The sequence below is a fragment of the Vibrio sp. JZG120 genome (genome assembly GCF_053890955.1).
Genome location: NZ_JBSRRK010000001.1, coordinates 857,022 through 881,297, shown reverse-complemented (window position 1 = coordinate 881,297; position 24,276 = coordinate 857,022). Strand labels below are relative to the sequence as shown.

The window sequence follows — 24,276 nt, the reverse complement described above, 5'->3', positions numbered from 1 at the left end:
AAAAACGCCAACCTACCAGTGAGGTTGGCGTGGAGAATTACTTATTAAGTGCTTGATTTAACCATTGATCAAACTGACTTTTCGGTAGCGCACCATTGATCATATCAACGCGTTGACCGTTCTTGAAAACCATGATGGTAGGAATGCTTCGAATGCCAAATTGTGCAGCGAGCGCTTGTTGTGCTTCTGTATCAATCTTTACAAAACGAGCCGTTCCTGCTTGTTCATGAGCGACATCCGAGAAAACAGGGGCAAAACCGACGCACGGATTACACCAAGGGGCCCAAAAGTCGACGACAACAGGCGTATCACTTTGTAATAGGGCAGAAAAGTTATCTTGCGTTCCTTCGATAGGCGCGCCATCAAAAAGTGCACTTTTACATTTACCGCAAGTTGCAGACTCTGCAACACGCTCATTAGGGACACGATTCAGACCGCCGCATGAAGGGCAGCGAGTTTTAAACGATGACATGACTTCTTCCTTTATTACGTATTGATGAAAACATGACTTACCAGTCAGCCTCATTATTTGTATACTTATTTTTTAACCTGCCGAAATAACGCAGAGCAGGTTTGTATTTGAGCCTAAGGTTCTAAGAAATTTTATTAAAATACAACAATAAATAGGTCTGCGATGACAAATTACTACGCTGAAATTACAGGTTGGGGGAAATGTGTTCCTCCTGCCGTGCTCTCTAACGATGATCTTAGCACTTTCCTTGATACTTCAGATGAGTGGATTCGTACCCGCACCGGTATCGAAAACCGCCGTATTAGCCATGTAAATACTTCAGACATGGCAACCGTTGCTGCCAAACACGCATTGGCGCGCGCGGGCGTTGACGCCAGCGACGTTGATTTAATCATTGTGGCGACTTGTTCTCCGGATTCACTTATTCCAAACATCACATCTAAAATACAGCAGAACTTGGGCATTCGCTCTGCGGCGGCCTTTGATTTAAATGCCGCATGTACGGGATTTGTCTACGGCCTTGAAACGGGCACACGTTTGATTCAATCAGGTAACTATCGCAACGCGATCATTATTGGCGCGGAAAGATTGTCTTTCTACATCGATTGGGCCATGCGAGATACCGCTGTTCTATTTGGTGATGGCGCGGGCGCCGTTGTGTTATCAAGAACAGAAAAAGAAACGGGTCTACTGCAATCTCAAATTGGTTGTGACGCTAAAGGTCGCGATATTCTTTCCGTACCAAAGTTTGGTACTTGTATGGACCGTTTTGCGGAAGACAACGGTTACTGGGATTTCAACTTTGTAGGACAAGAAATTTTCAAACGTGCGGTAAAAGGCATGGGGCTAGCTGCGAAAACCGTGCTTAAAGCATCACAGTTAACTACCGATCAAATCGACGTTGTTATTCCTCATCAAGCGAATATTCGTATTATTCAAACCTTGTGTGACCTGTCTGGGATCCCACACGACAAAGCGTTTGTGAACATCCAAAACTACGGCAATACTTCTGCAGCGACGGTGCCAATTGCATTGTGTGAAGCGGTAGAGCAAGGCCGAGTTAACCCAGGTGATAACATGCTTCTTGCTGCATTTGGTGCAGGTTTGACATGGGGTGCGGCAGTATTGAAATGGGGTGACCGCGTAACGCCAATTGGTGAAAGTGATGCGGCTCTGCCTGAATGTGAGCAATCCGCGCTAGAATTGCTTGAGCGTGCCATTAAGCTGTGTAACGAGCGCCGTCGCGACGAGGCGTAACGGACACTCAGCGGAAATGATATTGAGAAGGGAGCGTAAATGCTCCCTTTTTCATGACATGTTAATTAAGAGCTTATTAAAGCAGCTTAAGACATAAAACCAAGGTTTGAATTAGCGAAGTTGCGGATATTCGGGAACACGTATTCCAGTGCCGCGTTATCACTCACGCCCATCCATTGCGCGAGGGTTGAGCCCACTTGATCCGCTGCAATTTGGGGTATGAGTCGACCTTGAGAATAGTCATCGTTTCCACCCAATACTAGTTCAGGCCATGTGCCGATAGGTCGCTGACCATTCACCGCGCCTCCAATCAATAGTTGATGACCACCCCAACCGTGATCGGTGCCGTTACCGTTGCTTGTCATCCGTCGACCAAAGTCAGACATTGTAAAAGAGGTGACTTGCTTGTTTAGCCCCAACCGCGCAATCGCACGATACATTGCTAAGAGGTTAGTTGCTAGATCTTCGAGTAGTACGGGGTGTCGAACTAATTGAGAATCGTGTAGGTCGTAGCCAGAGTGTTTAACGAAGAAGACTTGTCGTTGTTGCTTTAACACATCTTGGCTTGCGATCAATTTATAGACGGTTTGCATCTGCTTGCCGAGTGTTGATGAGGTGAACAGCGGCGCGTCATCAATATGATTGAGTTGCTCGCTTAGCACACGGCTCATCATCATCGACTCATCAACCATCAAATTAAAGTGACCACTAAACGGATTCTCTGTTTGATGAGAAAGCAGTTGGTCATAGATCCCCTTGTATAGCGGGTTATCAACCGCGGTAAGCTGAACCGCACGGTCTTTTTTCAGCACGGTTTGGCGGTGTTCCATCGCGCGTAACCAAAGCGAGTTCCCGTGCACACTGTATAGTGGGGTTATTTCTGATTCAGAAGTTAATACGTCCAACATTCTGCCCGCCCAACCCAAGTTGCTAGATTCTTGCATACCACCAAGTAACCAAGCGTCAGTTTGTGAATTGTGGGAAAACAGTTGCTCGGGAAGTGACGCTTCACCTAGCTCAATCGCTTGTTTTGTAACGGGATGGTTGAGAATGCCGCTATTGAGCACGATATTGGCATCGCCTTGTTCGAAAATTGAAGACAGCGCCTTTAGTTTGGGGTGTAAGCCAAGTTCTACCAGATTATCCGAGCTATCGGCGGTACGCAAATTGATAGGGAGTATGTCGTCTTTAGCGACAGAAAGAGCACCTCTGACTTTGGCATATTGGTTATAGTGCGCGTCAGACAACGGCAGTACAGTGTTGAACGCATCGTTTCCACCTGCTAAATAAACACATATCAATGCTCGAAAGTCATTGGATGGCGCCGCGAGAGAATAACCCGGTAGACCAAGCGAAGCTAAAGCGCCCATCGATGCAGTGCTTTTTATAAAATGTCGTCGTGAAATATCCATAATCCACTCCTAATCCTGAATATAGAATTCATCGCCGGAAATGGCGGTAAAAATCACCAAAGCGAGCTTTGTTGTTGGCACATAGTCCTCACGATATTCATCTAACACGGTGAGCATGAGTTTTTTTAATTCCGCCGAGGCCGTTCCAGCGAAGAAGCGTTCGTTAACCAGCTCGACTAAGGCATCGTGATCATCCAAAAGAAGATAGAACTCGCCGAGATCGAGTGTGTAGGAATCACCGCCGCCTCTGCGAGAGCTGGTCAACATATAGTTGACCAAATCGGTATAAACGGACCAGTTCAGTAGCTCATACTCCGGAGAGCTAATACCAGACTCCGTAAACTCGTTAGATGGTTGGTAGTCAGGAGAGTAAAAATTAAATACGGAAGGAGAACGAAGAGGTCCTTGATTGGCGATATTCATCATCGTAGTAGCGTCTTCGTAACGTGTAGATTTGATTGTAAAACCCGCTGCTCGATGAAAATTAGTTAGGACCAGTATTGGCTCTTTCACTTTTATTGGCGGGGTATCTGTCATGCCTAGAGCCTCAGAATCGAGCAAGATGGCATGAATGACCGCGTTTAAATCTCCTTTTTCTCCTTCGCCATTGTTATTGAATACCGAAGCAACACGTGCGATGTACTCCGGACTTGGATTCGAAGTTACAAAACGTTGGATAAGTAGCTTAGAAACAAACGGCGCCATGTTTGGATGAGACATCAAAATATCGATCACTTTTGAAAGCTCTTCTTGCGCAGTTAAACCAGCAGGAATTGTGTTACCAAGCAATCGTTTCTCGCCACCATCGTGTCGGTGGTTGATGACTCGCATCGGTTCGACAAACGCTAAATCGGCATTTTTCCACCCAGTTAATGCTCGAGCGAGCTCTTGAATATCCGTTTGGGTATATGTGGGGATAGGCTTACCCGTTGTACGATCAAGCTTTTTACTGCCATCAATATTCAGTTCATACAAGCCTAGGGTGAACAGCTGCATCAACTCTCGAGCGAAGTTCTCATCAGGTAATGCACCCGTCGTGTTGTTCTCTTTTGCGCTACCGAGCATGGACAAATAGCTGCCCATAACAGGATGAATGGAAACGTCATATAATAAATCTCGGTAGTTGCCAAAAGCGTTAGCAATCAATACATCATAGTAGTCGACTAGACCAGTGGGCTTACTGGAAAGAACACCGCCATAGCGAGAGACCACTAAGATCTGGCTTAATGCATACGCCATGCGCTGTCTGAGTTGATCATCAGCAGTAATAACAATTTGATACCAAGCGTTTTCTCGATTGGATTGTGCGCCTTTGGAAAAAGGTGTCCGATAGAGCGGTTGATGATAGGTGGCAGGAAGGTAGATTTGTTGAGATATCCAACTTTCCATCCCGACTTCTTCTACCTCATCAATTAATGTTGGTGTTGGCCCAAAAGTGCTCTGATAGAGGAAACGCGCAACGGTTTGATCGGAGGGCGTTAGTTCCATTTCTGCTAGTACTGAAGGGACGTAACTTAGTAATAAGATAATCAACCCTAGTACCCAACAAGAGATTTCATTTTGTTTCTGACGTCTCATAGTTAACTCGCTTACCCGAGGGAACGACTTAAATCCATTTAACGGGAGTGATTAAGCTCATTTGAGCTAAATAATAAATTTAGAAAAATCAAGCAGCTGCAGGAATGAGTATAGTCTCTATAAGTGACTAACAAAAAACTCAATCTATGAATTTGGTACTTTAGTGCTAGATGTTTTTGATATTTATTTAGGTAACGTACTGATATTTAATATCGCGTGAGAATAGGGTCAAACAGTGATATAGCGAGGAATGTGTGGTGATACTGCAATAATGCGGTCAACGTGAGAGTGATGCAATTATTAAGTCTGCCATATAACTTAAACCAATTTATGAGCTAATAAATAAAGAAACTTTATTGGCACAAGAGAAAACCGCATGGGTGTTCTCTTGTACAAAGTAAAAGGATTATTTTCTAGCAAGTTTATGGTGAGCACGGGAGAAGTGATCGGCACAAAATGCGCCAACAATCGAGAGTTCGCCAGCCAGACAAAGCGCAGCTGCGACTTCGGCTAAGGCTTTCGCTTTGCCGTTGCCGTGCAAACCTAAAATATCCAAACATGCTTTTTGCGTAGGAAGGCCAGTGCCCCCGCCAACCGTTCCCACCATGATGTTTGGCAAGGTTACGCACGCGTACAAGTTGCCTTGAGCGTCCACATCCATACGAGTGATACCAATGGCAGACTCTGCAACACAAGCGGCATCTTGACCGCAAGCAATGTACAGCGCGGCAAGAGCGTTTGCGTAATGCGCGTTGACGCCAATTGTCCCGCTGAGTAAACCGCCCACCGTGGTCATTTTGCCAAATTGAACCATAGACTCCGGCGTTGTATGTAGATATTTTTCCACCAACTCTGCTGGAATGGTCACTTCGGCGGATACTTTCTTACCGCGTACCGAGCGCAGCGTGTGCGCGTTTGGTTTTTTGTCGCCTGATAAGTTGCCATCCAAGAATGCTTGAGTTGGTTTGATTGGGCTGGTCGCCAAAATATGATGGAACACTTCGTTTGTTGCGATGGTCACCATGTTTTGTCCGGAAGCGTCACCGGTCACGTATTCAAAGACCAAATAAACGTGGTTTCCTTCGATATTTACATTGATGTCTTTGAGTTTGCCATGTGAGGTGGTGGATTCCGCAATTTGACGAAATACTTCAAACTGGGTAACAACCCAACTGACGAACTGGCCAGCGCTTGCAAGGTTATTAAAGGCGAACACTGGTGTTCGGCTCACCCCTTCACTCAGCAACAATGCGCTCGCGCCACCAGCGGCGGTAATAAGACTTGCGCCACGGTTGTAGGAAGCGACTAACGCGGCTTCTGTCGTTGCGAGCGGAACCAAAAAGTCATCGTTCGCATACAATCCATTGACGCGCAAAGGGCCTGCGATGCCGACCGGCACATTGACAGTACCAATGAAGTGCTCGATGTTGTTGGAGTAAGCGTCGCAATGTGACTGCGTGAAAGGATCAAGAAGATGATCTTTATTGGTCACGTGTTCCAATACTTGCCAACGGCGCGCCAAATGCTTATCCGATAGACCAGGGCTTAAGCAGAGACGTTTCTCTGGCTTGTGAAACTTCGGTTCTAATGCCGATTGAATCTTACTGCTGGTTTCGATATCGGAAAGGGCGGAGCTTTGAACAGGGTTATCTTGGTTTAACTTCGGCATACAAACGTTAACTGAAAAATCGAACCAGAGATTGTAGTGATTGAGGCTTTGATTACAACGTTGATTATACGTTTTGCAACAAATACCACTGTGTGAGCGCCTTTGTTATCCAAGTAATTTGATATTGGAGCGGAGGATTTACCAGAAATAAATTGGTTTTGACAATGAGTGCTGTAGTGACAGAAGAATCGGGGGGGTTAGAGAACTTAGATGGTTTAGGCCGCTGCGGATTTGAGTCGAAAAAATGTAAGCATGAGTGCCTTAAAAGCGGACTGGCTCAATCTATGAAAGGAATCAATTGTCTAACCCAGTCCCTTGGGTCAGACGCTAGTTTGAATCAGTTGTTCAAAAACTAGTTGAAGGCGCGAGCCACACGTCCCGCACTTTGAATGCGATAATGGCCAACGTAAGCAGGAACAAATACAGATTGTCCTTTCGCGGCGGTTAACGTCTCACCGTTATCACTGATGAGTGTCAGTTCGGCATCAATCGCCATCAAAATCTCTGCGCTGTTTGCCTCAACCACGTCGTGATTCGGTTGGTTAAGAATGCTGAAACTAAAGTCTGCGACTGGAACGGGGTAAAGGCTCTGGCAACCATTGGCATTGGGTTCTAAAACAAGGCTGTCAAAAGGCTTAGGCACAAAATCTGTGCATTTAACCAGTTCTTCAACATCCATATGTTTCGGCGTGAGTCCTGCACGCAAAACGTTATCTGAGTTCGCCATGATCTCTAATCCCGTACCTTTAATGTAAGCGTGTGGCGTTCTTGCGCTCAGGAACATCGCTTCGCCAGGCTGCAGCGTGATGACATTCAACAGTAATGGCGCAAACAAGCCGACATCGCCGGGATATTGAGTGGATAGATCCAAGATGAGCTGGAAAACGTTGCTGTCAGTGCCTTGCTCCGAGTCAGTGCCTTGTTCCGATTGACGTGAAGCGTGGGCAAGAAGCTGTTTCAGTGCTCGCTCTTTTGTTTCTCCCTCCATGGTCAGAATGTGCACAAAGAAATCTCGTAAACCTTGTGAGTTGATTTCGCGTTTGAATGTGTCAAGAGGCGCGCGTAGCTCATCGATATCGCAAAGGCTAAATGCCTCAATAATCTCGGCATACGAGCGAAAACCGTTCATGGCTTGGTAACTTGTCAGCGCGTACACCAACTCAGGTTTGTGGTTTGGATCTTTGTAGTTACGATGGCTCGCGTTTAGTGGGATGCCAGCACTTTGCTCTTTTTCGAAACCTACCTCGGCATCTTGTTTGCTCGGGTGAACTTGAATCGACAGCGCGTGTTCGGCCGCTAAGATCTTAAACAGAAAGGGCAGGTCGCCAAATTTCGCTGCGGTTTCTGCTGATAAGTAAGCGGGTTGGTTTTGTTTGATCAGTTCAGACAAAGGCAGCGTGTTTTGCTCAATCTGAACTTCAGAGCAGCCGTTTGGGTGAGTACCCATCCATACTTCTGCTTGAGGCTCATTCGTTTCGTTAGAAAAGCCAAACAAATCGTGAATAGAAGAGGTGCTTCCCCAAGCGTAGTTTTGGATTTTGTTGTTCATTTGAAAGAAGCTATGCGATGAAATAGTGTTCAAATTCATGAATTTTTCCCATAGTTAACCCTCCGAACTGAATCGGAAGAAAAATTGAGCAGAGATACGTTAAATAAGGATGGCGAGCTCGGTTAGGTCACTCGCCAATTTGCCCGAAGGGCGATAAGTCGATTTACAATCGAGGTTTTGGTTCGAGTGGTTTTCGTGATGGTTGCGCTTGCAAAAATGGCAACAACAAAAGGCCAATGACGGCTGCACAAACTGAAATGGTGATGAAGAAACCCGTCCAATGATATTCTTCAAGAATTAACGCCAGTGGATAGCCAGACAATGCTGCGCCCATGTAGGCGAACAAGCCCACGAATCCTGTTGCCGCGCCGGCAGAATCTTTGTGAGAGCACTCCGCCGCCGCCATACCGATCAGCATTTGTGGCCCAAAGACAAAGAAACCGATGGAGAACAATCCCGCCGCTTGGAATGCAAAGTTGGTCAGAGGCATCAGCCAAAGCGCAGAGACAGATAAGAAAATCCCAATCGCGAACAGCAAGTTCATTGGCCCACGGTTACCGCCAAAGAGTTTGTCTGAGCCCCAACCCGCAACCAATGAACCAACAAAACCGCCGATTTCAAACATCGACAGAGCAGCGTTGGCGTTAATCAGGCTATAGTGATGCTGCTCGGTTAAGTACAGGTTTCCCCAGTCATTGATTGCGGTTCGGACGATGTAAACCAACACATAACTGAACGCGAGCAGCCAGATGTATTTGTTGTTAAATACGTACGATTTCAGAATTTCGCGGTAGGTGAGGCCACGTCCGTAATTTTCTTGCGCAAGTTCTAGTGCGTCGTTGCGCCATTGTCCGACACTTGGTAAGCCCATTGTTGTGGGTTTGTCGCGTAACCGCCAACAAACGAATAGACCGAGCAATACCCCGATGATGCCGGGTAGAATAAAGCCTTCACGCCAGCTGTAGTGCAACGTTAAATAGCCCACCCAAATAGGGATCAGCGCGCCACCAACGTTGTGTGCGGTGTTCCAAATCGCCCATAAGAAGCCACGCTCGGAGCGTGAATACCAAGTGGTTAACAGCTTGGAGCATGAAGGCCAGCCCCAGCCTTGGAACCAGGCGTTTAAGATCCACAGAGTAATGAAAGCCGCGAGTGAGCTAGAAAAACCGAACGCGATATTGACCAGACCTGTCGCAATCAATCCTAATCCCATGAAATAACGAGGGTTAGAGCGATCTGAGATCGTACCGGAAATAAACTTCGAGCAGCCGTAGGTAATGTAGAAAAGCGTGCCTATAAGACCCAAATCGCCTTTATCTAAGCCAAGATCGGTAATCATAGCTGGTGCGGCGTAGTTAAAGGTCTTACGGGTAAAGTAGAAACCTGCGTAGCCGATGTACATCCCCAACATAATGTGCAAACGCCAATGGCGGTAACGCTGGTCGATTTGCTCGTTGCTTAGACTCGGTTGAGTAAATTTAGGTGAACGTAAAAATCCAAACATCTTGAGTTACACCTTAGGTAAAGTAATGCTGATTTGAGTGCCGATCACTTGATCGCTGGTGGAGTAGATAACCATTTTCCCACCCAATGCGTGCACACGCTCTTGCATGCCGCGAACGCCCATGCCTTTCATGCTGTCCTGAACTTTGAAACCGACACCATCATCGTGAACCCTCAGTGACACCGCCGTTTCTCCAATTGTCAGTTCAATATTGATCAACTGCGCTTCTGCGTACTTGGCTGCGTTATTTAATGACTCTTGGCATAAACGGAATAGGGTGACTTTGAGTGTGTCACTCAGGCTGGTGTAATCGCCCTGCCAGTTCAGTTGAACGTTGGTTCCGTGATTGGCGAACTCCATTTCTCGCGTTAGTTGCTCGACGGATTCTTTTAAGTCCAAATCATCCAGCATTTTTGGTCTTAGCTTGCTTAACAGTCGCTTAGTGGTGTCGTACACGTTGAGGGAAAGCCCTTCGATCATGTCGGCGCAACCCACGCTTGTTTCTGCGTTATTTACCCGCTTAATGATGTTGGCTTGTGTGCGGATCGCCGTGATGTTCTGGCCGATTTCGTCATGTAGCTCGCGCGCAATATCGCGTCTTACGGATTCTTCCGCTTTGATAAGCTGGCGAGACAAATTCTGATTGCGTGCAAGTTCGCCGCGCAGTTTGTGATTGAGGTCTTTTTGTTTCTGAACCCCTAAGCCGAGCATAATGCCAGTGATGGTTTGCGCTGAGAGAGATAATAACAAATCGGTTATTTCTAGATTCGATACGCCGCTACGAGCCGCAATCAGCGCAATGCTGTTGAGCATGGTGGCGAGCAGGGCACCTTGCCAGCCGTAACGCAGAGCAAGCACGATGATTGGAATCGCCATACAAAATGGCGCAAATCGTTTTAGCTCTTCAGGCAAACTGGTTTGCACCAAAATACTGCCGATCAAAAGCAGCGCATAAAGCACGATATGACGCACCTGAAATACAACGGTATTACTAAGTAGGAGAGAGCTAAGCGGAGACCAACGACTTTGGAACAAATAACTCCATAACAAGTAGCACATAGGCACCACGAGCAAGCCTCCAGAAATGCTAGCCAGCCATACCATGTAAACCGAAGGAACGTGAAAACCAACGGCCATCACATTAATAAACGCGCTAATGATAATGACTGCGCTCATCACGGCTAAATGGCGGTTTTGGTCTCCGTAGTAGTATTTTTTCGCAATCAGAGTGACCGGGATACTGGCAATGCTCGCAATCAGCACGGTAAGCCACTGCGGTTGACCCAGTAACATCGCAAGTGCGATGGAAAGCCCCCACTCTGAAAGATAAATCGTTGGCCAATAAGCGGTGCGAGTGTGTAGGGCGACACCTAATCGTAAAGCGAAAGGAAACAATAAGATCGCCAGCTCGGGATCATTGACAAAGTAATAGGCAATCACCCACAAGCAAAACCAAGCGCAAGCCATAACAAATAGTCCGCAAATGGTAGTAACAGCGTAAGCTCGCATTAAAAGGACTCTTGAGAAAATAGTTTGGCGAGCTCAACGTTGTTTTTCACGCCGAGTTTGTCGATGGCATTCGCACGATGCACATGCACAGTCTTGTGGCTCAAGCCAAGCTCTGCCGCGACAGACTTTACATCCAACCCGGTCGCAAGTAGCTGACATACCTCGTTTTCACGTTTTGTCAGTTGGCATAGAGAGGTGGTGTTGTCGCTAGGCGTTGCAAGTTTAAGTGCAATATCTGATGTGAGGTAACAGCCACCAGAAGCACTGGTTCTCACGGCTTGAATAAGTTCGTCTGGGCTACAGCGTTTACTAAGATAGCCTTTTGCACCTAGCTTTAGTGATTTTTCCACCATCGCAGGGGAGTCATGCACGCTAAGCATCACGCAGGCAATGCCAGTTGGTATTTCGCTAAGAAAGTTTAAGCCGCTTTCATCTGGCATGGAAATATCTAGGATGACGACGTGTGGGTGTACCGCAGGCAACCCTGTGCGTGCTTCTGAGACAGAGCCGAATTCACCAACAACGGTAATATCACTTTCTAAATTTAATAATTGTGCGAAACCCGAACGCACGATGACGTGATCATCAACTAGAGCAACATGAATCATTATTACAACCAAATAGAGCAGACGACTAACAACAATAAGCTCCAACAGGAGCCAATAGAAAAATCTTTAATGATACTGAATTGAACCATGCTTTTTAATGATCTTGCGCGCTTTACCGAAGTAAAGCGCGCAGAGAAGTTAGGCTTGGTTTTGTGCAAGTTGAAGCTTCTTCGCGTGTCGAATCTTCTTCTCTTCCGCGATAGCGACGAAAGCAAGCAAAACAATACAAATCATGGCGGAGGTATCTAGGGCTGCGAAGGTACCTTTCCAACCTGTTAAGCCGAAGATAGGTGTACCGTCTGCAATCATACCCAAGCCTAGTTTTGCAAAGCTATCGCCGATTAGGTAAGCGAAAGTACCTTTTACGCCGTCAGCCACACTGATTGCTTTTTTAGGGACAAAACCAACCGCGGCAACACCGATAAGAAGTTGCGGACCAAACACCAAGAAGCCCAATACAAATAGTGAGGCCAAGTACATGAACTCGCTAGTGGCGTGCTGGTAGAACTCAAGCGATACGATGATCAAGCTAAGAGATACACAAGCAACCAATGCGCGGCGACCGTTTGCTAGGTCAGAGAGGTAACCCCACATCAAAGTACCCACAAGCGCACCGACTTCGAACAGAGTAAAGCCAGAGATTGCCGTTTCTTTTGACAGACCAAGCTCTTGGTACGCGTATACCGTTGACCATTGGTCGATACCGATACGAACGATGTAAAGGAAGATGTTAGCAAAGCAAAGTAGCCAGATAACTTTGTTTTTAAGAACGTATTCAACAAAGATTTCTTTTTTGGTCATCTGGTTTTCTTCAGCGGCGGTGTCTTCTTCACTCACTGCTTCATCGAAAAGTTCTTCTACTTTACCTAGACCGTAAGCTTCTGGAGAGTCGCTACCAAAGCGCATACCGATAAAGCCAACGATGATCGCGATGATAGAAGGGAACACGAACATACCGATTACGTGGCCGTCGAATAGGTAGTTAGCACCGAAAAGAGCAACACCCGCTGCGCCTGCACCACCAACGTTGTGTGACATGTTCCACAAGCCTAAGTAAGAGCCGCGTTTGTTACGAGGTGTCCATTTTGTAATGGTTGAATAACTAGAAGGGCCACCAGTACTTTGGAAGAAACCACTCAGAGCGTAGAAAGCCACCATCAAGAACAGGCTTGCACTACCGCCGCCCATGCTGAAGCTGAAACCAAGCATTGCAAGACCAGAAAGGATCAGCATAAAAGGGAGGAATTGCTTGGTGTTCTTACCGTCAGCGTAGTAAGACACAACGGTTTTACCGATACCGTATGTGATGGAGAAGCCAAGGCCAATAAGACCTAGGTCTGTCATGCTCAAACCGTAAGTTGAGATCATGTCGTTTTGCGCGACATTGAAGTTCTTACGAATCAAGTACATGGTTAGGTAGCCGATGAATACGACCAAGTAAGATTGGATGAACGGTTTAAACCACATCTTTCTTCTAACTTCGACAGGAAGATCGAGGGTCGGCTTCCGCACCTGTTCGAGGAATTTTAACATGATGAACTCTCTTGTAATTGTTTTAGAAACACAACGGCGACCGTTGTGCACTCTTGTTACCTTTGACTGAGCGGAATTCTAGAGAGTGGTTTTGTGAGGCACATGAGATGGTTGCCTAGATCGGCTAGGAAGAATTCCTAGAAATGCCTAGGAAGGCGGAAAAGCGTGAAAAGAGTCACACAAAATCCTTACTAATTTATGGGTTTTTGACTGGGTTCTTATCGGATTGGAAAGCGTTCAAATGCAAGCGGATTAATATGCGTAAGCTTAGTGGTGACAAGGGGTGAGCACGTTTGGTTGGAGAGAATAGTGGCTTGTCGCTAAGTATCAATTAGGAATGAGAAGCAAACAACAGAAACCCGGAGGTCTCTGTTAGAAATATTAGGAATTCGGCTAGGTTGACGTGTTAAGGCGCAGGGCTGTATAGACGCGGCGAGCCGTGTTTTGGCAAGTGAATTAGGTTCAAATGGTTTCTTCTTGCCCATTCGACGGTTAACGCTGTAGGTGCAGATAAGCAAACCAGAGTGGGGATACGCGCTCGAACGGCTTTGTGGATCAACTCTAAGCTGCAACGGCTTGTCATGATAGCGAAGCCACTTTGAGGCTCGATGTGATTGTTGGCCAATGCACCAATCAACTTATCTAGCGCGTTGTGACGGCCGATGTCCTCTCGGCACAACTTGATGTTGCCTTGTAAATCTGCAAATAAAGCGGCGTGTAACGCGCCAGATTCACGTGCGGCTTCTTGATGCAGTGCGACTTTGTCTCGCAGTCCTTCGAATACATCGGAGCGCGGAGGAAGAGACGGTGTCAGCGGTGCTAAATCAGGCAAAGCTTGTTCCAGAGCCTCGACACCACAAATGCCGCATCCGGTTGTGCCGGCAAGATTTCGGCGCTGTGTTTTTAACGCCCAGAAAGCGCGGTTGCTGATTTCCACTTCCGCATAGTGAGATTCGTGATCGCCACCAATTTCAATGTCTTTGATCTCTTTGAAGTCGTGGACGATGCCTGTGCTTAAGCTAAACCCTTTCACGAAGTCTTCCAGATGGCCTGGCGTCACCATCATGACCGCTTGGCTAATGCCGTTGTAGCTGATAGCTAAAGCGGACTCGCTCGCCAACGACATTTGTTGCACTGGGCGGCCATCAATCAATTCTCGGTAATTGAACGCACTTGGTTGAGGTGGTGCTTGATTGAAATCGGACAGTTCAAAATAAGATTGAGTAGTACATCTCATGAAATCACCTCATAAGCCGTTGTGTATGCCAAACATTGACGTGTGGATTCTTGTTATCGATTGAATATGTTTTTTGCTTCTGCGAAGCACTGATCGGTGAGCGCGGAGAAGGGTTCTTGTTTTCGCTTTAACAAACCTAGTGGGGCGTGAACGGCGGCTTCTTCGATAGGGATAATGCGAAGCGTATCGTTCAGCTCTTCTAATCCACAATTCAGCGGCATAATGGCGCAACAAAGGCCACTGGTTACTGCTTGGATCAAGTGAAAGGTGGAGTTACTTTCAATGACGGTTTGCGGAACTAGCCCTTTACTCACAAAGCTAAGATCAATCGAGTGGCGATAGTGCATGCCCTTCGAAAGTAGCCCTAGCGGAATGTTATTGAGAGACTCCCACAACACTTCAGATTCGGCAAAATCAAAATGACGCTCATCGAATAAAACGCCAAGTTTGGTCGAATCTAGCTCGATAACATCGAAGTACGCGGTGTTGACTTGATCGACATAACACATCCCCAAATCAAGTTGATTGCGATTGAGTTGGTCTATGATCTGTTCGGTCGTCATGGAGAGTATTTGAAAGCGTAACTCAGGGAACTGTTGAGCTAATGGTTTGAGCAATTGCATCGGGTTTTGGCTGGCGAGTGGCACCATTCCAAGCCGAAGTGAACCGACCAACTGACCACGGCAGTTGGCGGCTTCGGCTTGCAATCCATCATGAGCGGCTAAGACGGTTTTTGCCCAAGCTAAAATGCGTTCTCCGGCTTCAGTAAATCCTTCAAATCGTTGACTTCTCTGGATTAGTTCGAGGTCGAGTTCTTCCTCTAAGCTTCGGATTCTCATGGACAAGGTAGGCTGCGTAATGTGGCACAATGCGGCGGCTTGACCAAAGTGTTTGGTCTGTTCAAGTGCGATGAGATATTTCAGTTGTTTGATATCCATAATGGATTGTTCACCTTGCGTTGTGAGTCACATATACGGGGAAACTCCCTAAAAAAGGGGCACAGCACTACCGTACTTTTTAAGCGCTGGAGCGTTTTAACTGGGGAATGGAAAACCAAAACCAAGTCAAGAATAAAACCACACTCAAAATTGATCTGAATCAAGGCTATTCCTGATATTAATTAGGGTCAAATTTAAAGTATCTATAGTGTGATAGATACTATCTATTATCAAGAATGCCGATTTTATTGAGTTCGTTAAGCGAACTAGGTGGAATCGAATGGGAAAACGATTAACCTCATAAACTGTATTGATTAAAAATGTGATGACCGTCAGTGGAAAAATTCGTCATAGATTTTGTTTATCACTCGGTCAGGATTATCAATTGGACGCATATTGAATAACGACTTAATCTTTGATTTAGATCAAGGCGCAACAATGCAAATTGAATCTAACAGTCTTAGAAACAGTAGGCGGGTATCCGATATCAAGAATCTGGATAAGTAAACGCTCGGACAAGCGAGAGCATGTTGAGTGGTTACTTATTTGGATTAAAAAATACATGGATTAGAAACTAAGCCCTTCAATACTTCCGCATTATCTCAATAAATAACGCGCTTGTTTTCACGGGCACCCTGCTTGCTGGTATATCTGCGAGGAGTAAAGTCGTGAGCCAAAAAGAACAAATAAAAGCATACAAAGGTCCAGCTGGTGGTTGGGGGGCATTGAAAGCCGTAACCAGAAGTTGGTGGGGCAGTGAAAATGCAGTGAAGAACATTCGCACTATGCTCAAAACCAACCAAAATGGCGGTTTCGACTGCCCGGGATGTGCATGGGGTGAGTCGCCAGATAGTGGTAAAGTCAATTTCTGTGAGAATGGCGCGAAAGCAGTAAACTGGGAAGCGACCAATCGTCTGGTTGATCCTGAGTTTTTTGCCAATCACAGCGTTTCATCTCTCTCAACTCAAACCGATTACTGGTTGGAATACCAAGGCCGTATCACGCACCCAATGCGATACGATGCCGAGTCCGACCACTATGTACCTGTCTCTTGGGATGAGGCTTTTTCTCTTGTGGCTAAACATCTCAACCAATTGGATTCACCACACCAAGCTGAGTTTTATACCTCTGGCCGTGCAAGCAACGAAGCGGCGTTTTTATATCAGCTATTTGTCCGCGCATTCGGTACCAACAACTTCCCAGATTGTTCCAACATGTGTCACGAAGCCAGTGCAATAGGGATGAAAGACACCATTGGCGTTGGTAAAGGCACAGTGATCTTTGATGATTTTGAAGAAGCAGATGCGATTTTCGTGATTGGTCAAAACCCGGGCACGAACCACCCACGAATGCTTGAACCTTTGCGCGAAGCGGTAAAACGTGGTGCACAGGTTATCTGTCTAAACCCGCTGAAAGAGCGCGGATTAGAGCGTTTCCAAAACCCACAAATGCCGATTGAGATGTTGAGTAACGGCTCAGAGCCTACCAACACCGCGTACCTGCGTCCTGCTTTAGGTGGAGACATGGCAGTGTTTCGTGGCATCGCGAAGTTCTTGCTGCAATGGGAACGCGAGGCATTGCAAAACGGTGGCAAAGCGGTATTTGACCGTGAGTTCATCAAGCAACACACGATAGGTATTGATGAGTATTTGGCTGAAGTGGACGCAACCTCTTGGGAACACATCGCGGAACAATCGGGTCTTGATTTAAGTGAAATCGAAATGGTGGCGAGCATGTATCGACGTGCAGAACGTGTGATCATGTGTTGGGCGATGGGGTTGACTCAGCATCGTCACTCTGTGCCAACCATTAAAGAAGTCGCAAACGTGCAAATGTTACGAGGTAACGTTGGTAAGCCGGGCGCGGGTCTTTCACCAGTGCGTGGTCATAGTAACGTTCAGGGCGACCGTACGATGGGCATTGATGAAAAACCTTCAGATCTGTTGTTGGATCGCATTGAAAGTCGATTTAACTTTGCCGTCCCACGTGGTGAAGGCCACAACACTGTGCAAGCCATTAAAGCGATGGAAGAAGGGCAAGCGAAAGTATTTATCGGTTTGGGCGGTAACTTTGCACAAGCAACGCCAGATACAGAACGTACGCACAACGCGATGCGAAACTGTAATTTAACCGTACACATTTCGACGAAGTTAAATCGTTCTCACCTTGTCACAGGTAAAGATGCGCTTATTCTTCCATGCTTAGGTCGTACTGAGATTGATCAGCAAGCGACTGGCCCACAAGGCGTGACGGTTGAAGATACCTTCAGCATGGTGCATATCTCATTTGGTCAGCTAAAACCGCGTTCGGAGCATTTGCGTTCAGAACCAGCGATTATTGCCGGTATTGCCAATGCTACACTTGGGGCAAAACCAATTGATTGGCTGTGGGCAATTGAAGATTACGACCGTATTCGCGATTTGATTGCCGATACCATTCCGGGCTTTACCGACTTTAACCATAAGCTTAAACACCCGGGTGGATTCCACTTGGTAAACCCAGCAGCCGAGCGTCGATGGAATACACCAAGCGGCAAAGCACAGTTCAGCTCTAGCGAGTTGCCGAAGCAGTTGATCAGCGAAGCGATACTCGAAAAAGGCCAAAAGCCAGATTTGATTTTGCAAACCATGCGCTCACACGACCAATACAATACGACACTTTACGGCTTGAATGACCGTTATCGTGGAGTATTTGGCATGCGCGAAGTGCTGTTTATCAATGAAGCGGATATTCGTAAACTCGGATTTGAACCGGGCGATAAAGTGGACATGGTGTCATTGTGGGAAGATGGCGTTGAGCGCCGTGTGAGCGGATTTACGCTTGTTGCCTATGACGTACCAGCAGGTCAGGCGGCGGCTTACTATCCAGAAACGAACCCATTGGTTCCTTTAGATAGTTATGGGGATAGAACGTTTACGCCAACCTCTAAGTTTATTGCGATCAAATTGGAAAAATCGACATCCGATAAGATCGCTTTGGTGGAAGCAGAATAGTTCCCAAACCAGCACAACGACATTCCCGATAAGCAGACGGCTGATATCAATTATCAGCCGTTTTTAATTGCTCACTTTGCATTTAGATCATTTCGTCGAAGGCGTGTAGGGGGCTGAATTAAAATAGTTATTTTCGTTAATAACGGGGTTATTGGATAGCACTCTAAAAGGCAGCAATTAAGGCGCATTGGTCCAGCTTGTGTATAATATTAATGAAATTAGGCTATTAGACGTATAACCTGATGGATGTCTGTATTTGATCCGAAATCTAAGCTGATGAAACTAACAAGAAGATAGATGACCTTGAAAAGTATAATTAAATTAACGTTAAGCCACTTAGTGGCTGTTGCGATTGGTATTGCGATAGGTATCTATACTTTACCGATTCTTATTGCACCGCCTGCGCCGACCGATGAGCAAGTTTCTGAGCGCATGCAAGGTGCAGAATACAGTGCAGTTGTCACGAGGGACCTCAAAGATAGCGACGCTTTTCATTGGGGAGAAGGTGAAATTCATTTGAGTTCCCAAGCTATTACGCTGGTAGGAAAACTCGCTCCCGGGCCTGACTATAAACTCTATTTATCTCCTAAATTTGTCGAGACTGAACAAGCGTTTAATGACCTTAAATCTGAGATGAGCTTGGTTGGTGATGTCAAAACGTTCAATAACTTCGTTGTTGAGATTCCTCAAGGGATTTCCATTTCTGAATACAATACTGTTGTTGTTTGGTGTGAAACATTCGGTGAGTTCATTACTTCGGCAAAATACCAATAAATCCCATCAGGAGAAAAAGTGGTTTCTTCTTAGTTAATAAAGGTTTACTGCTCAAATAGCTGGTGCAATACATTACGTGGTACAAATGCACTAAGTGCTGCTAATGGTTCTACAGTGGTTGATAGAACTTAAGGATATTTTGTGGAAGTTAAAATTTTTCAGGTCGACTCGTTTACATCAGATGTGTTCAAAGGCAATCCTGCAGGTGTGTGTATCACAGAATCAAGCCTTGATGAGGAAATGATGTTGGCCATAGCGGCAGAGATGTCACTATCTGAAACCGCGTTTCTGTCATTAAACACAATGCAACTTCGTTGGTTTACACCTGAAACGGAAGTCGCTTTGTGTGGACATGGCACATTGGCCACGGCGCACGTGCTGAGAGAGCAAGGGTTATATAATACTGGTGATACCATTGAGTTTGCTACGCTATCCGGCGTTTTAACTGCACAACTTGATCATGACGACATTCATTTGGTGTTTCCTGCTCCTATTTTAGATATGCGAGCAAGTATTAACACAGATTTGCTTCACGGCTTAGGGCTCGATGTGGCTGATGTAATTGCTTATGGTCAGTTTGATAATAAGCAGTTGATCGTCATCAATGATGAGTCTTTGATAGAGCAACTCGAACCTGATTTTAGTGCGTTACTTAAACAAAAAGGTCGTGGAGTTGTTATCACTGCTCAATCAAGCACTGACGCTGATTTTGTCTCTCGCTATTTTGCCCCTTGGGTGGGTGTTGATGAGGATCCAGTGACAGGTTCTGCTCATTGCGCTTTATGTGTTTACTGGGCTAAAGAGCTCGGTAAAGCGCAATTAAAAGGCTTTCAAGCATCCAAGAGAAGTGGAGTTGTTTATACAGAATTATTGAATCCGGAATGCGTTAAGCTTTCTGGAAGTGCGGTAACAATGTTGCGAGGAGATATGAGAATTGCGTAGTCGTCCTTTTTGGTTCTCGTTTTTCTGATTGCAGGTTTATCCAGTTCTCACTAGTGACAAAGCTAGAAGGCTGTCTATTCACGTGGTTGATTTTGTTTGTAAAAACACCCCTGCCATGGTGGTGTATAACGATTGGAGAGTTATATGAAAACTATCGGTCTTCTAGGCGGCATGAGTTGGGAGTCGACGCTTAGTTATTACAAATTGATCAACGAAGGAGTCAAAGAGGCGTTAGGCGGCCTAAATTCCGCAAAAATTTGTATGTATAGCGTGAATTTTTCAGAGATAGAGAAACTTCAACACCAAGGTAAATGGGAAGAAACGGCAAGTATTCTATCTGATGCTGCATCTTCAATAGAAAAAGGGGGCGCTGATTTTATTCTTATTTGTACGAACACAATGCACAAAGTTGCTCCTCAAATTGAAGCCAGCATTAATATCCCCATACTACATATCGCAGATGCGACTGCTGAGTTACTTCGTGAGAAAGGGGTTCAAAAGGTCGGACTCCTTGGTACTCAATTCACAATGGAGCAAGACTTTTACAAAGGACGGCTTTCCGACCTCTATGGGCTGGATGTCATAACTCCTGCTCAAGATGATCGCTCTATAGTGCATAACATTATTTATAAAGAGTTATGCCAAGGTGAAATCAAAGAGGAATCGAGAACGATATACCTGCAAATTATTGAAAAACTAAAAGAGCAGGGAGCTGAAGCTGTGATTCTCGGGTGCACTGAAATTGCCTTACTTGTAAACCAAAGTCACACAGATGTTACGCTACTTGATACCACTTCTATCCATGCTCAAGCAGCAGTCCGTTTGGCGATAGAAGGTTAATGAGTTAGATTTGAGTCCATGTAAATAAACAAAAGAGAAAACCAATTCCTCGGTTTTCTCTGTTTTTATTATCCCGTTATAAGCGCGAGAATTTGAGTGTTCTGTATCCACCAATCAAGTTACGAGCTTTGTAACCATTGTTGACCAGTTGACGGTATGCCACGTTACCGCGCAAGCCTACTTGACAGTAAATCACAATCTCTTTGTCTTTTGGTAGTTCACCCATACGATGGCGTAACTGGTCAACCGGAATGTTGATTGCCCCTTCAAGATAACCAACAGACTCCAATTCACCCGGGTTACGGACGTCGAGGAGAATTTGATCTTCAGTCAGGTTGTCGATTTCATCGTAATGAATCGCCGCTGCGTCACCTTTGATGATGTTATTTGCCACAAACGCCGCTTGGTTGATCACATCTTTTGCACTGCCGTAAGGTGGCGCGTAAGTCAGTTCAAGATGCTGCAGTTGTTCAACCGTCATGCCAGCACGTTGTGCAACAGCCATAACGTCAATACGTTTGTCGATACCGTCTTTACCAACTGCTTGAGCACCTAAAATCTTGCCTGATTTTGGATCGAACAACATTTTGAACGACACCACTTCTGCACCAGGGTAGTAGCTCGCGTGGCTTGCGGTATGCACGTACACTTTGTCGTATTCGATACCAGCGCGTTTTAGTTGCTTCTCGTTTTTACCGGTTGAAGCCACAGCAAGGTCGAAGATCTTACAAATCGCTGTCCCTTGTGTGCCTTGGTAGGTTTCTTTGCGGCCAAGCATGTTGTCTGCTGCCATACGACCTTGACGGTTTGCCGGGCCTGCAAGTGGCACTATAGTTTGCTCGCCTGTCACGAAGTCTTTCTCTTCTATCGCGTCGCCGACAGCGTAGATAGATGGGTCGCTGGTTTGCATGTATTCGTTCGTGTAAATACCGCCTAGCGCGCCAATTTGAAGACCGGCTTCTTGCGCCAGTTTTGTCTCAGGACGTACACCGATTGCCATGATCAGAATATCGGTAGTGAGTTTTTCACCGTTGTTCAGTGTTAACTCCAATTCACCTTCTAGGTGTTGGTGTTTCTCACTCTCACCAGAGTCGAAACTTGCAACGTGCTCGTTAGGTAGGAATTTCACAGATTCAAGCGCGACGCCAAGTTTGAGGTCGACACCTTTGTCACGAATTTCTGCATGAGCAAAGCCTGCCATTTCACGGTCTACTGGCGTCATGACTTGGTCTGCCATTTCGATCAGAGAGGTTTTAATGCCAAGTTGGTGGAAGGCTTCCATCATTTCTAAACCGATGAAACCGCCGCCAACAACCGTCGCATGCTCTGGCTTGTTCATTTGGATCGTTTCGATGATGCGATCCATATCTGGAATGTTACGTAGCGAGTGGGTGAGCGGGTTATCGAGACCTGGAATTGGCGGAACAATAGGGCCGGCACCTGGGCTAAGCAGTAGGAAGTCGTATGATTCTACGTATTCAGACTCATCCAACAGGTTTTTGATCGTAACGGTTTTGTCCTGTCGGTTAATAGAAACTACTTCATTCATCACGCGAACATCAACGTTAAAACGTGCTAAAAAGCTTTCTGGCGTTTGTAGTAGTAACTTACTGCGTTCTTGGATATCGCCGCCGATGTGATAAGGCAAGCCACAGTTGGCAAATGAAACGAATGGGCCACGTTCAAACATGATGATTTCGGCATCTTCGCTCAGACGACGAGCACGCGCCGCCGCAGATGCACCACCTGCAACACCACCGACGATTAAGATCTTAGTCATTTTTAACTCCAAGTTTTAGGGCGAACTGACCTTTCACGAATAGCCAGTGTGAAAGGTCACTACGCTCTAGATTATCTAAAACCAAATTTCTTTAAAAAATAAGCAGCAGGGCAGATTCCCGTGTAAGCACTTTGAATAAGATTAACGCCGATAAACACGGTGAACCAAATGAAGTTACTGTGAACGAACACGGTTAGTATGACCGAGATCAATACCATCGTGCCTGCAAAAATTCGTACTGCATTTTCTAACGTCATAACTCTTCTCCTTCGTACTCTCAAACTGAGAACGCCATCCTTTGATATTCATCACTATAATTATCTAAATTAGAAATGTCTAATGTTAATTTATCTAAATTCACCATTGCTAATTTAGTGTTGACTAAATATATTGCTTTAGTAATATCTAATTTAGTTTTTAATATAGAGGTGAGTCATGAGCTATACAGATATGGATGTAGCAGCAATGAAAGGCAATGCCAATGAAGCTGCTGATCTCCTAAAAGTAATGGCACATCCGGAAAGGCTAATGGTGTTGTGCCAACTGACCCAAGGTGAGGTTGGTGTTGGGGAGCTGCAAAAGAACTCGTTCCTTAGCCAATCCGCCTTTTCACAGCACTTGACGGTGCTTCGCAAACACAAATTGATCAAGGCTCGTAAGGCATCACAGCAAGTGTTTTATTCGTTGTCAGAACCGAGAGTTGAGTCATTAATCAAGGCGCTTCATAGCGTTTTCTGTAACTAATTCGTAGCTAAGATTTTAGAGGTAAATAATGTTAAACGTTATTCCATGGGAATCGTTGTTTGGTGGCATTTTGTTAGGGTTCTCCGCCACTATATTGTTGTTGGTTAACGGGAAAATTGCCGGAATCAGTGGAATTATGAATGGCATTATGTCACCGAAAAAAGGCGATTATTCGTGGCGATTGCTTTTTGCGGTTGGAATGATAGCTGGTGGCTTGATTAGCGTTCTGATGTTGGGCGTTGCGGTTCCTAGTACCGCGAACCTTTCTTTAGGGATGGTGATTGCCGCTGGTTTATTGGTAGGAATCGGAACCAGACTGGGTAACGGATGTACTAGTGGGCACGGCATTTGTGGCATGGGCCGTTTGTCTAAGCGCTCTATTGTGGCGACCTGTGTATTTATGGCTGTCGCTGGCCTAACGGTATTCGTTCGACTTCACCTAGTTTAAGAGAGATTCCATGAACAAGACTATTTTTCGTTTTTCTGCTCTTTTGAGCGGTGTGTTATTCGGTATGGGCATGGCGGTGTCTGGTATGATCGACCCAGCTAAAGTCATTGGATTTTTAGATATTTCTGGCAGTTGGGATCCAAGTTTGGCTTTTGTGATGGGCGGCGCACTCGCGGTATTCATGCCAAGCTATTTTTTAATCATCAAGCCGAGAAAACAATCAGTTAGCGGTGAAGCGTTTTGCACACCAACCAATAAGAACATCGACGGACGTTTGTTATCTGGTGCGGCCATCTTTGGTTTAGGTTGGGGTTTGGCAGGTATTTGCCCTGGCCCTGCGGTTGCGAGTCTGGCATTAGGCAACGTGAGCATTGTGGTGTTCTTCCTTGCGATGTTAGTTGGATCTCTGTTCGCGAAGGCGATCATTACTTACCGTAACGCGAAGAAGATGAAAACCGCGAACGCGTAAACAATCAATCTGATATGGAG

At 45.9% G+C, this 24,276-nt stretch carries 21 protein-coding genes; 8 read left to right on the top strand and 13 right to left on the bottom strand.

Features of this window, described 5'->3' with window-relative positions; all coding sequences use genetic code 11:
* Positions 1 to 37: 37 nt before the first annotated feature.
* The gene (trxC, locus tag ACWPOD_RS03775) at positions 38 to 472 is read right to left on the bottom strand and encodes a thioredoxin TrxC (protein ID WP_005394579.1); all 435 of its coding nucleotides are present in this window, start codon (positions 470 to 472) and stop codon (positions 38 to 40) included.
* A 162-nt stretch (positions 473 to 634) separates the two neighbouring features.
* Between trxC and ACWPOD_RS03770 the strand changes: the two genes are divergently transcribed.
* Positions 635 to 1,729, top strand: a complete 1,095-nt coding sequence (locus ACWPOD_RS03770) for a beta-ketoacyl-ACP synthase 3 (protein ID WP_456231575.1) — start codon at positions 635 to 637, stop codon at positions 1,727 to 1,729.
* An 86-nt stretch (positions 1,730 to 1,815) separates the two neighbouring features.
* On the opposite strand, the gene ACWPOD_RS03765 is transcribed toward ACWPOD_RS03770, so the two are convergent.
* The 10 genes from ACWPOD_RS03765 to ACWPOD_RS03720 all read right to left on the bottom strand — a co-directional run bounded on the left by ACWPOD_RS03765 (position 1,816) and on the right by ACWPOD_RS03720 (position 15,266).
* Positions 1,816 to 3,141 (bottom strand): DUF1501 domain-containing protein, encoded by a 1,326-nt coding sequence (locus tag ACWPOD_RS03765; RefSeq protein WP_456231574.1) that lies wholly within the window; start codon positions 3,139 to 3,141, stop codon positions 1,816 to 1,818.
* Positions 3,142 to 3,150: 9 nt separating this feature from the next.
* Complete coding sequence (locus ACWPOD_RS03760; RefSeq protein ID WP_456231573.1) at positions 3,151 to 4,719, bottom strand: DUF1800 domain-containing protein; 1,569 nt, start codon at positions 4,717 to 4,719, stop codon at positions 3,151 to 3,153.
* 406 nt (positions 4,720 to 5,125) lie between these two features.
* A complete protein-coding gene (locus ACWPOD_RS03755) occupies positions 5,126 to 6,388 on the bottom strand; it encodes a hydroxymethylglutaryl-CoA reductase (protein ID WP_167427527.1) in 1,263 nt (420 codons plus the stop codon).
* 352 nt (positions 6,389 to 6,740) lie between these two features.
* Positions 6,741 to 7,976 (bottom strand): mannose-6-phosphate isomerase, class I, encoded by a 1,236-nt coding sequence (manA, locus tag ACWPOD_RS03750; protein ID WP_167427526.1) that lies wholly within the window; start codon positions 7,974 to 7,976, stop codon positions 6,741 to 6,743.
* 124 nt (positions 7,977 to 8,100) lie between these two features.
* Positions 8,101 to 9,441, bottom strand: coding sequence for an MFS transporter (uhpC, locus tag ACWPOD_RS03745; protein WP_005394568.1), 1,341 nt, complete (start codon positions 9,439 to 9,441; stop codon positions 8,101 to 8,103).
* A 6-nt stretch (positions 9,442 to 9,447) separates the two neighbouring features.
* Entirely contained in the window at positions 9,448 to 10,950 is a 1,503-nt protein-coding gene (gene uhpB, locus ACWPOD_RS03740) for a signal transduction histidine-protein kinase/phosphatase UhpB (RefSeq protein WP_167427525.1), read from the bottom strand.
* A complete protein-coding gene (gene uhpA, locus ACWPOD_RS03735; protein WP_167427524.1) occupies positions 10,950 to 11,558 on the bottom strand; it encodes a transcriptional regulator UhpA in 609 nt (202 codons plus the stop codon). The genes uhpB and uhpA overlap by 1 nt, the downstream gene beginning before the upstream one ends.
* Positions 11,559 to 11,696: 138 nt before the next feature.
* On the bottom strand, positions 11,697 to 13,091 hold the full coding sequence (uhpT, locus tag ACWPOD_RS03730; protein WP_167427523.1) for a hexose-6-phosphate:phosphate antiporter: 1,395 nt from the start codon (positions 13,089 to 13,091) through the stop codon (positions 11,697 to 11,699).
* A 406-nt stretch (positions 13,092 to 13,497) separates the two neighbouring features.
* Complete coding sequence (gene fdhD / locus ACWPOD_RS03725; RefSeq protein ID WP_017447522.1) at positions 13,498 to 14,328, bottom strand: formate dehydrogenase accessory sulfurtransferase FdhD; 831 nt, start codon at positions 14,326 to 14,328, stop codon at positions 13,498 to 13,500.
* A gap of 53 nt (positions 14,329 to 14,381) precedes the next feature.
* Positions 14,382 to 15,266, bottom strand: coding sequence for a LysR family transcriptional regulator (locus ACWPOD_RS03720; RefSeq protein ID WP_005460961.1), 885 nt, complete (start codon positions 15,264 to 15,266; stop codon positions 14,382 to 14,384).
* Positions 15,267 to 15,934: 668 nt separating this feature from the next.
* Here ACWPOD_RS03720 and ACWPOD_RS03715 point away from each other — a divergent pair.
* From ACWPOD_RS03715 to ACWPOD_RS03700, 4 genes are all read left to right on the top strand, one after another.
* Positions 15,935 to 18,259 (top strand): FdhF/YdeP family oxidoreductase, encoded by a 2,325-nt coding sequence (locus ACWPOD_RS03715; RefSeq protein WP_167427522.1) that lies wholly within the window; start codon positions 15,935 to 15,937, stop codon positions 18,257 to 18,259.
* A 297-nt stretch (positions 18,260 to 18,556) separates the two neighbouring features.
* Positions 18,557 to 19,033 (top strand): DM13 domain-containing protein, encoded by a 477-nt coding sequence (locus ACWPOD_RS03710; protein WP_167427521.1) that lies wholly within the window; start codon positions 18,557 to 18,559, stop codon positions 19,031 to 19,033.
* Positions 19,034 to 19,174: 141 nt separating this feature from the next.
* Positions 19,175 to 19,975: a PhzF family phenazine biosynthesis protein gene (locus ACWPOD_RS03705; protein ID WP_167427520.1), complete on the top strand. Its 801-nt coding sequence runs from the start codon at positions 19,175 to 19,177 to the stop codon at positions 19,973 to 19,975.
* A 144-nt stretch (positions 19,976 to 20,119) separates the two neighbouring features.
* A complete protein-coding gene (locus ACWPOD_RS03700; protein WP_012842248.1) occupies positions 20,120 to 20,815 on the top strand; it encodes an aspartate/glutamate racemase family protein in 696 nt (231 codons plus the stop codon).
* A gap of 76 nt (positions 20,816 to 20,891) precedes the next feature.
* On the opposite strand, the gene ACWPOD_RS03695 is transcribed toward ACWPOD_RS03700, so the two are convergent.
* Positions 20,892 to 22,595 (bottom strand): FAD-dependent oxidoreductase, encoded by a 1,704-nt coding sequence (locus ACWPOD_RS03695; protein WP_167427519.1) that lies wholly within the window; start codon positions 22,593 to 22,595, stop codon positions 20,892 to 20,894.
* Positions 22,596 to 22,666: 71 nt separating this feature from the next.
* Positions 22,667 to 22,852: a YgaP family membrane protein gene (locus ACWPOD_RS03690; protein ID WP_012842250.1), complete on the bottom strand. Its 186-nt coding sequence runs from the start codon at positions 22,850 to 22,852 to the stop codon at positions 22,667 to 22,669.
* A gap of 178 nt (positions 22,853 to 23,030) precedes the next feature.
* Between ACWPOD_RS03690 and ACWPOD_RS03685 the strand changes: the two genes are divergently transcribed.
* The 3 genes from ACWPOD_RS03685 to ACWPOD_RS03675 are packed head-to-tail and all read left to right on the top strand — an operon-like array spanning position 23,031 to position 24,256.
* Positions 23,031 to 23,339 carry an ArsR/SmtB family transcription factor gene (locus ACWPOD_RS03685; protein ID WP_012842251.1) on the top strand — a complete coding sequence of 103 codons (309 nt, stop codon included), beginning with the start codon at positions 23,031 to 23,033 and terminating at the stop codon, positions 23,337 to 23,339.
* 28 nt (positions 23,340 to 23,367) lie between these two features.
* Complete coding sequence (locus ACWPOD_RS03680; RefSeq protein ID WP_046875442.1) at positions 23,368 to 23,787, top strand: YeeE/YedE family protein; 420 nt, start codon at positions 23,368 to 23,370, stop codon at positions 23,785 to 23,787.
* 10 nt (positions 23,788 to 23,797) lie between these two features.
* Positions 23,798 to 24,256: a YeeE/YedE family protein gene (locus tag ACWPOD_RS03675; protein ID WP_046875443.1), complete on the top strand. Its 459-nt coding sequence runs from the start codon at positions 23,798 to 23,800 to the stop codon at positions 24,254 to 24,256.
* Positions 24,257 to 24,276 lie beyond the last annotated feature (20 nt).

Bases quoted from the DNA above. Each gene is read 5' to 3' on its own strand.
- trxC (WP_005394579.1), bottom strand. From the start codon at position 472: ATGTCATCGTTTAAAACTCGCTGCCCTTCATGCGGCGGTCTGAATCGT.
- ACWPOD_RS03770 (WP_456231575.1), top strand. From the start codon at position 635: ATGACAAATTACTACGCTGAAATTACAGGTTGGGGGAAATGTGTTCCT.
- ACWPOD_RS03765 (WP_456231574.1), bottom strand. From the start codon at position 3,141: ATGGATATTTCACGACGACATTTTATAAAAAGCACTGCATCGATGGGC.
- ACWPOD_RS03760 (WP_456231573.1), bottom strand. From the start codon at position 4,719: ATGAGACGTCAGAAACAAAATGAAATCTCTTGTTGGGTACTAGGGTTG.
- ACWPOD_RS03755 (WP_167427527.1), bottom strand. From the start codon at position 6,388: ATGCCGAAGTTAAACCAAGATAACCCTGTTCAAAGCTCCGCCCTTTCC.
- manA (WP_167427526.1), bottom strand. From the start codon at position 7,976: ATGAATTTGAACACTATTTCATCGCATAGCTTCTTTCAAATGAACAAC.
- uhpC (WP_005394568.1), bottom strand. From the start codon at position 9,441: ATGTTTGGATTTTTACGTTCACCTAAATTTACTCAACCGAGTCTAAGC.
- uhpB (WP_167427525.1), bottom strand. From the start codon at position 10,950: ATGCGAGCTTACGCTGTTACTACCATTTGCGGACTATTTGTTATGGCT.
- uhpA (WP_167427524.1), bottom strand. From the start codon at position 11,558: ATGATTCATGTTGCTCTAGTTGATGATCACGTCATCGTGCGTTCGGGT.
- uhpT (WP_167427523.1), bottom strand. From the start codon at position 13,091: ATGTTAAAATTCCTCGAACAGGTGCGGAAGCCGACCCTCGATCTTCCT.
- fdhD (WP_017447522.1), bottom strand. From the start codon at position 14,328: ATGAGATGTACTACTCAATCTTATTTTGAACTGTCCGATTTCAATCAA.
- ACWPOD_RS03720 (WP_005460961.1), bottom strand. From the start codon at position 15,266: ATGGATATCAAACAACTGAAATATCTCATCGCACTTGAACAGACCAAA.
- ACWPOD_RS03710 (WP_167427521.1), top strand. From the start codon at position 18,557: ATGACCTTGAAAAGTATAATTAAATTAACGTTAAGCCACTTAGTGGCT.
- ACWPOD_RS03700 (WP_012842248.1), top strand. From the start codon at position 20,120: ATGAAAACTATCGGTCTTCTAGGCGGCATGAGTTGGGAGTCGACGCTT.
- ACWPOD_RS03695 (WP_167427519.1), bottom strand. From the start codon at position 22,595: ATGACTAAGATCTTAATCGTCGGTGGTGTTGCAGGTGGTGCATCTGCG.
- ACWPOD_RS03690 (WP_012842250.1), bottom strand. From the start codon at position 22,852: ATGACGTTAGAAAATGCAGTACGAATTTTTGCAGGCACGATGGTATTG.
- ACWPOD_RS03685 (WP_012842251.1), top strand. From the start codon at position 23,031: ATGAGCTATACAGATATGGATGTAGCAGCAATGAAAGGCAATGCCAAT.
- ACWPOD_RS03680 (WP_046875442.1), top strand. From the start codon at position 23,368: ATGTTAAACGTTATTCCATGGGAATCGTTGTTTGGTGGCATTTTGTTA.
- ACWPOD_RS03675 (WP_046875443.1), top strand. From the start codon at position 23,798: ATGAACAAGACTATTTTTCGTTTTTCTGCTCTTTTGAGCGGTGTGTTA.